This is a genomic window from Pararhodospirillum oryzae, from assembly GCF_007992075.1.
In the GTDB taxonomy this organism is placed as follows: Bacteria; Pseudomonadota; Alphaproteobacteria; order Rhodospirillales; family Rhodospirillaceae; genus Pararhodospirillum; species Pararhodospirillum oryzae.
This window is the reverse complement of sequence record NZ_BJZO01000109.1, coordinates 1-11434: the sequence shown is the minus strand read 5'-3', so window position 1 is coordinate 11434 and position 11434 is coordinate 1. Positions and strand designations below refer to the sequence as shown.

General features: G+C 58.9%; 5 protein-coding genes. 3 read left to right on the top strand and 2 right to left on the bottom strand.

The features are described from left to right. Window positions 1–85: 85 nt before the first annotated feature. Complete coding sequence (locus ROR02_RS14710; RefSeq protein ID WP_147164802.1) at window positions 86–6439, bottom strand: hypothetical protein; 6354 nt, start codon at window positions 6437–6439, stop codon at window positions 86–88. Between the two features lie 385 nt (window positions 6440–6824). Between ROR02_RS14710 and ROR02_RS14705 the strand changes: the two genes are divergently transcribed. Continuing rightward, window positions 6825–7379: a hypothetical protein gene (locus tag ROR02_RS14705; RefSeq protein WP_147164801.1), complete on the top strand. Its 555-nt coding sequence runs from the start codon at window positions 6825–6827 to the stop codon at window positions 7377–7379. A 48-nt stretch (window positions 7380–7427) separates the two neighbouring features. On the opposite strand, the gene ROR02_RS14700 is transcribed toward ROR02_RS14705, so the two are convergent. Next, the gene (locus tag ROR02_RS14700; RefSeq protein ID WP_147164800.1) at window positions 7428–7691 is read right to left on the bottom strand and encodes a hypothetical protein; all 264 of its coding nucleotides are present in this window, start codon (window positions 7689–7691) and stop codon (window positions 7428–7430) included. Window positions 7692–8406: 715 nt separating this feature from the next. Here ROR02_RS14700 and ROR02_RS14695 point away from each other — a divergent pair. Together ROR02_RS14695 and hisS are read left to right on the top strand one after the other, a co-directional pair. Further along, window positions 8407–9948, top strand: a complete 1542-nt coding sequence (locus tag ROR02_RS14695; protein WP_147164799.1) for a B12-binding domain-containing radical SAM protein — start codon at window positions 8407–8409, stop codon at window positions 9946–9948. Window positions 9949–10069: 121 nt separating this feature from the next. Then, a complete protein-coding gene (gene hisS / locus ROR02_RS14690; RefSeq protein WP_170245139.1) occupies window positions 10070–11371 on the top strand; it encodes a histidine--tRNA ligase in 1302 nt (433 codons plus the stop codon). The last annotated feature ends 63 nt before the right edge of the window (window positions 11372–11434 follow it).

The window sequence follows — 11434 nt, the reverse complement described above, 5'->3', positions numbered from 1 at the left end:
TGTGCCCAAAACGCACGGTGCGGGGGAGGGGAAGTCGTGCGGCTCACGGCTTCGGGGGGCGAGCATCGCGAGTTCAGATTTTTTTCTAACGATGTCTGAACGCGATGCAAAGCGCTTCAATGTCCCTCTCCAGACGAGCACAATCGGCATCGTTCGCACCTTGCCGCAAGGCCTCAAGTTCAGCGGCACGATGCAAGATCCATCGCCCCAGCGTATCAGTTGAATCGTCGAGCCTCTCCCGTCTAACGAGATAGCGGCCAAGGCTCCTGCGTTCGCGCTTGACTTGGGTAAGAGTCCCTGCCGCGTCGACGATATGCAACATCCACTCGGTATGCCGTTCGGTCTTGTTACTGGCGACGGGACGCGATATTTCAACGAGCTGGATAAGGCTGCGTTTAGAGCGTAGAAGCAAGTCTGTAAGAAAGTCTCGGTCGGCGGTTATACGCCAACCATTGCCATGTCTGGCTTCATCGTCGCCCCATTGCGCGATCTTGAGTACGGGAACCCCTGTCGGCGATGTCCAGGCGATCTGTGTATCGTCGAAGACAAGCCCCTGCTGGGTCAGGAGACCAAAGGGCTCTGCTGGAATACCTCGTACACCGCCTCTGCGCTCGTCGAACTTGTCGATGCGTGGTTCTTGTTCCATAACGAGCAACCACGCTTCAAGCCGGAAGCCATCCGTTTCGTAATTGCCGTGACGCCATCCGTCTGGTAGGGCAAAGCACATGTTGTTGCGTGTATTGGCCAACGCTTGAGCAAGGGCGTGAGCGGTATCCGGCGAGACTAGCGCCGAATGAATACTGACAGTTTGTAGGCCTCCGCCCCAGGGCAGAGAGAAGGCAGCGGCGGCCACGAGACCATCCGGCCCGTTTGCCTCGTTCTCAAAGGCTTCTCCATCGATAGAGTTCCCCCAGGGTTTGGCACATGCCTCGCTGTTTTCGCTTTGATCCTTGAGGTGAGCTCTTTCCTGAGGGGCAATGCCCCAGAAACGGGGTTCGAGCGGTGCCGGCGTTCGCATATCGCTTAGCCAGTAAGGCGCGACGGTCGGCAAGGCCCGGCGGAGCCACCTCTCGAAGCTCTCATGAGAGTCGGATTGTACGAGCGGCTTTTGCGCAATCAACTCGCCCAACACGCACATCATGGCGTGCCATTCATTATGGTAACTCAGACGCTCTATCGTCGGAAGCGAGCCGTGATCACGAGATTCCAAAGAATAGAGCTCGTCTATCTTGTCGAGTCTATTGAGGCGCGGTTCGGATTCCCAGAGCGTTGAATTTTCCTGATATCCCCATTTCTCATGGAGCCAATATTCGAGTCGATCGAGAAATTCTTCCATGTCGATGTCAAACATGGAAGCGGCAGGTGAATACCAATATGGAATGGCGTCTATCTCATCGAAGAGATATTTCCGCTTTTTATTTTCTGTATAGCCCCAGATACGCTGTTTTCTCTTTTCGTGTTTTACGGGGTTGAATGGGGTTCGATTGAGCTTTAGGAGAAATGTGCGCGTTGGATCCGCCAATTGCAGATACCCCGTATCGGCAAGTCCAAGCAGCAATGATCGCCCGACTTCACGCACGACAACGTGCACCTCGTGCCGCAGCGTGTCGAGAATCAGGTCAACATGACCTACGACGGCTTGTGGATTTTCCAGCGCGACACGCTGCACGGTCACCATCAACTGCTCAAGCGCTCCATACCGATAAAAAGGCTGATCCGCGAAGAGTGGCTCATCGGGAGCGCTGAATCTCGTGAGGAGAAGATCCCACGCGCGATCACCACTTCGCGCAAGCAGCCGTGCGGCATGGCTGGCGCGCCACCGCATACGCCGGTCGATGTCTCCCATCGCGGCGAATATCGTACGCGCCACGCATTCGGCGTTGTCCTCCGGTGGTACCAAACCGGTGACCCGGGTTTTGGGCGGATGCGTTGTCCGTCCTTCGACCCGCTGGAGCAGGGAGTCGAAAAGAGTGGTGCGATCACGTGCCGGCGCACGCGCGGCGACCAATCCAGTCAGCGCATAAAGTAATTCAACCGGTATGCGTTCGCCTTCTCGTTCGATCCCTTCAAGCAAAATCCTTGCCTGCTCGACATTATCAAGGCCGGTTGCGGTGAGCAGGTTCTCCAGGATTTCCGTTTCTTCATAACTCCAAAGGAAAAGAGACCTTAGCGCCGCAACGATATAGCCAGGAAGATGGGTGCGTATCCAATCCTGAATGGGCGGATAGGTTTTCCATCTTTCCAGGATCGCGGGCAATGCTTGACCGAACTCTCCGCTATTCCCGGCCACGGCAAGCGCTCGGTTGAGGAATGGGATCCGCAATGCCGTACGGGTCAGGCGCTCGGCAGCCTGACGATACTGATCAGCATCAGGCCCTCGTTTCTCGCTTTCGCCAACCAGGGCAGCCTGAATCCCGGCCTCGTCCCGGATCGAGGTATCGCACGGATTTTGTTCCCAAAGACGTTCGGCGCCGGTTTGACTATTGCCATCTTTTTGTTCGTCGGCCTCTCGCCATGCAAGGACGGCTTCTCGCAGCGGCGACATCGCCGCGATGGTGGCGCTGGGTGCTGTTTCTGGGCGCGACGCCAGGGCATCGAACATTTTGATAAAAAGATTAGGATCTCCCTGTTGCGCCAGCGGCTTCAATACGGATTCGATTGCCCAATCGGGGAATTTCACGTCTTTGCTCAAGGAGACTTCGGCAACGATCTGCTCCTCGCTGACCAGAGTCGCGAGTGCCAGGCGCTGGGCGAGCGAAAGCCCTGTGATGGATTCGAGTATTGCGGGCAAGGTGCGGGAGAAAGGCGCAATGCCTTCGTCCTGCCAGCGCGCGGCAACGAGAAGCCCCACAGGTTCGTTCGCTCGAACAATCCAGGCGGCCGCTTCGTTCCAAGGGAAGTTTTGGGAAATTCCGAGTGATTCGGCAACGGCTCCGGCGGAGTCTGCCAGTCGCGTGGCGAGCGTCACCTGCTCGGCATGTGTCCCACCCAAACCTTTCGTCGCGATTTTACCCGCAGCATTCAAGGCGCTTTGTGCTTCAGCATCGACCGTCCTGGCCGCCCCGCTGGCCTGGGAGAAAAGCGACTTGGCCAACTCGGGATCAAGTGGCAGGGCGATCCGGGCATAGCGGGCGATCCGCTCGACGCGTTCGCTCGCGGACAGCGCAGCCTTCTTGGTTTCCTCGGCGAGAGTGGTCAGCAAATCAAGCGCGGCGTTGTGCGCGTTTGGCATGAGCGCAAGGGTGCTGGCCAGATCCTGGGCGTGGGTGTGGGCCGTGCTGCGCCCGGACCGGTTCTTCAGCACTTGGTGCAGAGGGGCGATCAAGCCAGCACCATCCTCGCCGGCCAGCATGAGGTGGACCGCATAGTTGCGGAGCAACACCGCAACGGCGTGATCCTCCCACAGACGATGAGGGTCGGGTATCTGGGGGCCAAAAATCTGTTCGATTTCAGGCCATGCCGTGAGCAGGGAGCCCGTGCGGAGCGCGCAAAGCGTGACGCGCGCAGCCCGGACCAAGCGGGAAAAGACCCGGACGGTTTCACCGAGCGTTTGGTTCCAGATCTCTTCGGGTGATGGGCTGTGCGACCATACACTCCTGCGGCGCATTTCGTCTTGCGGGATTCTTGGTATCGGTCGTTCCGGGGGGAACCAACTGGCGACTTCGATCGTTGATCCATCGACGATCTCACGAAGCACAAACGCGCGAGAATGGCGCGCCCCGGCGGCTGATTGGAGCCGATGAAGATCGTGCGGTTCCTTGAAAACGGGTTTCGGGAAAGCGTGATCAAGAATTCGGCCGACCAAGGGAACGAAATCGGCATGAACAATCGCACGCTCGCAAATCAGCAGAACGGCTTCCGGCCACGCAAGAATCGAAGGGTAATTGAATTCATCCGTGCGAAGGACCGGCCAGTGGGTTGATTCGGCTGTCGCCAATTGCTCCAGTCCGATGCGCAGGCAGGGCTCGGTAATTCTGGAATCGGCGAGTATTGCCGCCGCCATGAGGGGCGCCAAGGCAATCGGTATCCACCTGTAGGCGCTAATTGCATTTCGCAGGGTATCCGGATCGAGTCCTGCGGCACGCGAAGCGATAATTTCTAAAACCGGCGGAATATTATGTTTGGGAATCCAGAAAAATAACCTTTTGAAAGCCTCTTTTTCTCCGCAAAGCTTCCGGTCCACTTCGTATTCAGAAGCAATATCTTCCAGATTTACGTCGAAAGGCTCGCGAGCATCCTCTCTGCGGTTCTCGTTAAGATGAACGTGCCACCAGTGCAGATGTGCACGCGCGGTTTCAGGGCGGCAGTTGTGTGTTTCCTGTCGTGCCAGCTCGATGCGAACGCGTGCGCGTCTGTCCTTGTGCTCCTGGTTGGTCATGACGAGCCGGTTCACCTCGTCGGGGGCGAACCGCACGGATAAATCGACATTGTCTATAATTAATTTTTCAAGCAGTTTTCTGCTTTGGAGCGCTTCAGTGGAGGCGATCAACAAGTGTGAGGCATTGCTGATATCGTTTACCTCACGGCAGCAGCGAATCGCCAGGGAAAGGCGGCGAGATTGTACGAACTGCCATTCAAGCGGCGTCAATATCTTTGGCTCTTCCTCGTTCTGGATGGCCAAGTCATAGAGCTTCTCAAGCTGCCCCGCCGCGACGAGAACCTCCGCAATGCCATACGCGGCATATCGATCCTCAAGACGCAAGCCCATCAAATAGTCGGCTGCGCGTGTCAACAGGGCTTCGCCACCATTGCCTGGGCGGTCGATGACGAATGCTTCAAAGTCTTCGTCATGAAACGACCAGCCCCCGTCACGTTCGACGATGCCGCCAACATCGGTGGCGATATCGTGAATGTCGCGTGGCTCGATTCCTGCTATCTCCGCAAGAATGTGTTCGGGAATCGGGCGTGGCAGCCGCCCGAGCGCGTCCAAGGTTCGCCAGACAGCGTCCGGGTCGCCGAGAAGCCCGCCAGCCTCGGCAACGCGTTTTTTAAAGAGCGGATCAATGCCCTCCTCCTTGGGCATGAGCCGTTCGATTGCGCGTGAAACATTGGTGGTCGGCAAGCCTTCGATCGCGTAAACGATACGGCGTGGATTACCGCCAGTTAGATTTTCGAATGTTTCTGCGAGACCAGGATCCCAGCTTGGCTGATGCAATGCGACGAGCTTACGGACCTCCTCGATATCGAAGCTTTTGACTTCGAAATCCGTGAAAAAAATACCGTCTCCTACATCGCCGAGACGTGCTGTCCGGCAGCTCACCACAATCCGGACATTGTCGGGCCACCCCGAAGCCTGAACGAGGTCATCGAGAAAGCACCGCTCTTTCCAATGTTGTGCCCCTATCCGTGCGTTGTCGACGGCATCGAAACAGAGAACAAGAAAAGCCCTTTTATCTTGTTCTTTCAGCAGCTCGGCAGCCGCAGCGACGCGATTGCGAAAAGATTCGAAAACACTAATGCTTGTTGAGCGTCGTATCACGAATGGGGTCAGAAATTTTGCCGTGATTTCGTTCCCAAGCTGGGTAAAGGCGTGCTCGGGGAGGTGTCGTTTCTGGTCGGAGTTCCGGAAAGTACCGCCACCATAACAGTCATAGATAAAAACCGCCGAGCCCGACGGCAGGAGTGCCGGTAAATCACAAACCATGCTGGTCTTGCCGCAGCCGCCGCCCGCATGAATTCGCAAGGGGGTGGCCTGGGTCGCAACAACCGCTTGGACGAGGTCCGCCATCATCGCCCGGCGCAGATATGGCGTTGTCGGTGCAACGCGCGAGGGTGCCGGAAGCAGAATGCCCTCACCCCCCACACCGAGCCAAAGCAACAGGGTTTCCCGTGTAACCGGCGGTTCGCCGCGCCCCTCGGGCAGCATCAGCGTTGTGACCCGCCTGTGCAGACGGCGGGCATCGTCTCGTGCATCGGCGTCAACCATGGTGGTCAGACGGCGAATTACGTCGCTTTCCAAGCTTAGTCGGGAAGCGGCGGCGAAACCGGACAGATCCCATGCCTTGAGAAACGTCAGCAACTCGGAGAGCGGCAGCTTGAGTGCCGTGGTCAGCTTTTTAATCAGTTCAGTGTCAGCGGGCTGTGGCGTTTCACCATGATCGATCAGCCGCGCGACCTCGGTCCGCACCGAATCCGACAAAGGTTGATTGGAGATAATTGCAAAATCGCCGGCGAAATTTACAGCCTTCATCAACCCGGCCAACTTCGCCAACACGCTGGTTTCAGGCCTGTTTTTCCTTTGTGGTGTCAACAGGCGTGACCATGTCCAGTCTATCGTTGGATCGGTTGCGGAGTATTTGAGCTGCTGATAGCGATAGACGGTTCCCGCTTCAGTGGTACGGGCCAGCGCGACATCGACGACTTGGCCATGCGTGCCGAGTTCGGCATGGATCTGGTCGGGAGGGAGGCCTTCCACTTTGACGCTGACGACGTCGGTCATCGAATCCAGGAGCCGCAGTATCTCACGTGCCGCCCACCAGACATGAAAGTCGTCACCGGCATTTGATGCTATAGCGCCGAGATAGTCCGTCTTGTTTTCCAAATGTGCACCAAATCCATTAAGAGTCGTTACGGATTAGAATGCAGAGAAATTTCATATAATCAGGATTACCTGCCTGTTTCCAAGTTTACCCGGATTGTGGCCTTGTTTCATCAGTTTCTTGATGCCGACGACGCCCTTTTGGGGGAGGCAGCCTATCGAAGAATTCGTTTCCTACAGCGCGGCCTTTGACTGGCCGGCAATGCAGCCGGTTCTGGAACGCATGATGGGCGCCACTGCGGACGCCACGCGGGAGGCGGGGGCGCGTCAGGGAACCCTAGCGGCGTTGTCTCGGCCCGAGGCGGTCTATCTGGCCGAGCGGGCCCTGGCCGGCGATGCCGTCTTGCGCAAAGGGGCCGCCGAAGTGCTTGGCCACAACGTGATTGAGTTTCCGGCCTTCTGTTCGGCGCGTCTGCCGGCCTTGTTCGATGATCCCGACTCGAAGGTGCGCGAAGCGGCGAGTGGTTGGATGCGTAGGGTGCGAGAACGTGGCACGCTTGCCCCCTTGAAGCCGGTGGCGGACGGCTTTCTGTCCAACGTCGCCTTCGTCGATGACCCGGAGGATTTCTTTTGGATGCTGGAGTCCGTCAGCGACGCCCCGCCTGCACTGCTGTTCGAGGCGGCCCACCGCTTCCTGGACCGTGCCGGCCCGGACTCCGCCGATATCAGAACCAGAGATGCCCTGGTGGGGCATCGAATTGGCACGCTGGTTCTGCGCGCCTATCGCCAGGCCGAGGGGGATCGATCCCTTCGTCTCCACTGTCTCGATCTGTTCGACCGTCTGGTTGCCTGTGGCACCCATGGAGCCGAGGAGGCATTGGAAAGATGGGACGAAGGGTGATCCGCCGGGGTCGGGCGACAAAAAGCAAGGCCTGTCGCGGGGCCGGTTTCACGCGCGATGGACGGGGAAAGGGCTTTCCACGTCGGCCACGGTTGCCTGGAAACGTGGAACCGGTGCCGACGGAGGCGAGGGAACGAAAGGAGCCGGGCATCCGGGCGGGGAAGCACGCAACGCCGACGCGGGTGCTTCGCAGCGCGGGCCCACCCCCGGGTCCAGGGATTTGATGCAGTCCAGGCACGATCCGTGCCCCTTGGAGCGCATGCAAAATCCACGATACTCCACCCACAGCGCGCCGGCTTCATCCCACAGCATCAGGTTTCCTTGCCGGTGCACGCGCGGAGGGGCCGGCGGGGTTGAAAGAGGCATCTTGGAGTCCCTTCTTCCGCAAGGAACAAAACCGCAAGCGACGTTGAATCCATCGCCTTGAACGATCTTCTTTCTGTTTTTATTTTAAGGAAGTGTAGGGCCAAAAGGATGTGGGTGTAAACTGTTTCTGAAAGCCTGCCCTTCGATGTCAACAAAAGGACAAGGGGCATCAAGGGGATGGGAAAGGGGGAAGGTTTTTCGAAACCCGTCATGGGATCGCAAATGCGTATTAAAACGGGAGAATCATGCGATTTTAAGGCACGACTGCAGGTCCATTCCTTTTTGAAGTGAGCAACAGGGGGGCGCGCTACCCCCTGAGGGAGAATTTTAACCGTATTGCCATTTAATAACCAATACAGGTTATGCGTTTTAGTCGATAGTGTGTTGTTCTGTCATTGCCAGCGATTAGGTAATGATCCGAGGTGTTGGAGGTTTCACACGATCCGGTGCTGGGGAACGGATCGATCGACAATAAAGGGGAAGGCATCGACCGCCCTGGCCTTTCCGGCTGAATCGTCAAAAAGGCGTTTTGAGATCAAAAATTATCCACCGAAGCGATTTTGGCTCTTAAATTCGGGGTTTCATATCGATAACGTATAAAAGGCGGGGGCAATTTCAAAGAAGCGAACGCCGGTCATTTTTGCGAGACACGGAGGGGGGTATGGCCTTTCGAATTCTCCTGGTGTACCCATCTTTGTTCATGCAAACCGGAATACCGCTATCCATTGCGACGCTGGCCGGGGCCGCGCGCGAGGCCGGGCTGGAGGTTCGACTGTTCGATCCCTTCTTGTATCGCCTGATGCAAGACGACATCGACGAATCCGAACTGCGGGCCGGGCGTCATCACAGCACCTTGCCGGTGGATTACGGCGCGAAAGGCGTCGCTCCCTTGGAAGGGGATCCCCGCGACGCCTTGACGGACGTGATCCACGCCTACCAGCCGCACCTGATTGGCATGAGCGCGGTGGAAAGCACGTTTGAACGCGGCTGCCTGTTGACCCGCCACCTCAAGACGGTGACCGATGTTCCGGTGATCGGAGGAGGCGTTTTTCCCACTCTGGCCCCGGAGATCGCGATTCAAGAGCCCTCGCTGGACATGCTTTGCGTCGGCGAAGGCGAAAGTACCCTGGTCGAGGTGGCGCGGCGTCTGATCGCCGGCCAGCCCTATGACGATGTCAAGGGGCTGTGGGTGAAGCGCCCCGACGGGTCGGTCGCGCGCAATGCCCGGCGCCTGGAATGCCTCGACACCCTGGCCCGGCCGGACTTTTCGGTTTTTCCCGAGGCCACGTTCCTGCGGCCCATGCGGGGCAATCTCTTTCGCACTCTTCCGGTGGAGTTTTCGCGGGGCTGTCCGTACCAGTGCGCGTTTTGCGCCGAGCCGGCCCTTGACAAGGTGTTCCGCGCCCAGGGGGAGACCTTCTTCCGGAAAAAATCGATGGATCGGATCCTGGAGGAGCTTCACCACAACGTCGCCCACTATCGCCCGGAGTTTTTTTACTTTGGCAGCGAGACGTTCCTGGCCATGAGCCGACATGAGTTCGATGCCTTCATCGAGGGCTACGCCGACATCCGCCTGCCGTTCTGGATCCAGACCCGCCCGGAAACCATCACCCGCGAGGCGATCGAGCGCCTGCGCGAAGTGGGGTTGTTCTGGATGACCATCGGGGTCGAGCACGGCAACGAGGCGTTCCGGGCCCGCGTGCTGCGGCGGCGGACCCGCAACCAGCAGATTCTTGATGTCCTGGCCATGCTCGATGCCATCGATTTCGGGGCCTCGGTGAATCTGATCATGGGATATCCGCACGAAACCCGGGAGCTGGTCGAGGACACCGTGCGCTTCAGCCACCAGATGCACGCGGTCAATCATCGCGTGCGGTGCAGTATCTCGATTTTTTCCCCCTTCCGAGGGTCGGAACTCTACGACGTGGCGGTGGCGGGAGGCTATTGGGACCCCAGGATTCCCTATATCAGTGGCACGAACATCTCGACCGCCGGCTATCTGACCAACCCGGATCTGCCTTCCGACGTCTTGGCGGGTCTTTACCGGGCCTTTCCGCTTTACACTTATTTGCCGGAGTCGGAATGGCCCCGCGTCCGCGAGGCCGAAGCGCTGACCCCCGAGGGGGATGCCTTGTACGAGGCCTTGAATACCCAGGTCGCCCGACGCCTGGCCGAAGATCAAAAGCCCCCCGTGTGCGTCTGACCCGGGGCTCCGGGGGCAGGGTTGACAATGGATCAGGCCATGGGTGATGGTCCGATCTTCTCCAGGAGAGGCGCCTGGCCTCTTGCCTTCCTGTTGTCAACTCCAGAAAAAGATAGCAACGATGGATGGTTTTGTGCCGCCGCGCGGGATGCGCGACTTCTTTCCCGATGACCTGCTTCAGCGGGACAGGATTTTCAACACGTGGATGGAAGCGGCCCATCGCCATGGATTCCATCGCTACGAGGCTCCGGTGGTCGAAACCTTCGACCTGCTGGCCCGCAAGGCCGGCGAGGAGGTCTCGCGCCAGATCTATGATTTCGAGGACAAATCCAACCGTCGTCTGGCCCTGAGGCCCGAGGTCACGCCCTCGTTCGTGCGCATGGTTTCGGCACGCCAGGGCGCGCTGAGCTTTCCCCTGAAATGGACCACGATTGCCCAGTGCTTCCGGTACGAGCGCATGACCAAGGGGCGCAAGCGCGAGCATTACCAGTGGAACCTGGATATCGTGGGCGATGCCACGGTCTTCGCCGAAAGCTGGATCCTGTCGGCCGCGACCACGGCCCTGCGCGCCATGGAGTTGAGCAGCGCCGATGTCCTGGTTCGGGTCAACCATCGCGACCTGATTGCCCAGGTGCTGACCCGTCTGGGGGTCGAGGCCGAACGCCACACGGACATTTTCCTGATCATCGACAAGCGCGGCAAAATGCCCGACAGCGATCTGATCACGATGTTCACCGAAAAGGGCTTCGCCGCCTCGATCGCCGAGGAGCTGTTCGCCCTGATGGATACGGGCTCGCTGGAGTCGGTTGAGCGCTTCGTGGGGTCCGAGAGCTCGGCAACGCGCGATATCGCCCAGTTGTTTGCCTTCGCCGAGGCCCTGGGATTCCGCGATTACCTGGTTTTCGATCCGGGCATCATTCGCGGTTTGTCGTATTACACCGGCATCGTGTTCGAGGCGTTCGATACCCAGCGCCGCTACCGTGCCATCTTCGGGGGCGGGCGCTACGACCGCTTGTTCGAAAGCATGACCGGAACAGCCCGCCCCGCCGTCGGGCTGGGCTTTGGCGACGTGGTGATCGCCGAGGTTCTGGCCGAGCGGCCCGGTTATACCCCCGCGAAGCCGTCGGTTGACGTGTGCGTGGGGGTTCTGGGCGGCGATCGGATGATCGAGGCCGCCGGCCTCGCCCACCGGCTGGTCGAGGCCGGCTGTCGGGTGGAAACCCCGCCCGCCTTCGACAAACCCGGCAAATTCTTTTCCTACGCCAATAAGGTGAACGCCCGTTTCGCCGCGTTCCTGGGCGAGGACGAAATCAAGGATGGGGCCGTCGCCCTCAAGGATCTGGTCTCGGGAAGCCAGGAGCGTGTGCCGGTGGCCGACGCGGCCGCGTGGGTCCAGGCCCGCCTGAAGCCCGTGGAGGGGTGAGGAACACGGGGCCTGTCGGGCGTTTTGGTGCCTGCCGGGCCCCGTCGTTTTTTATGAAAAAAA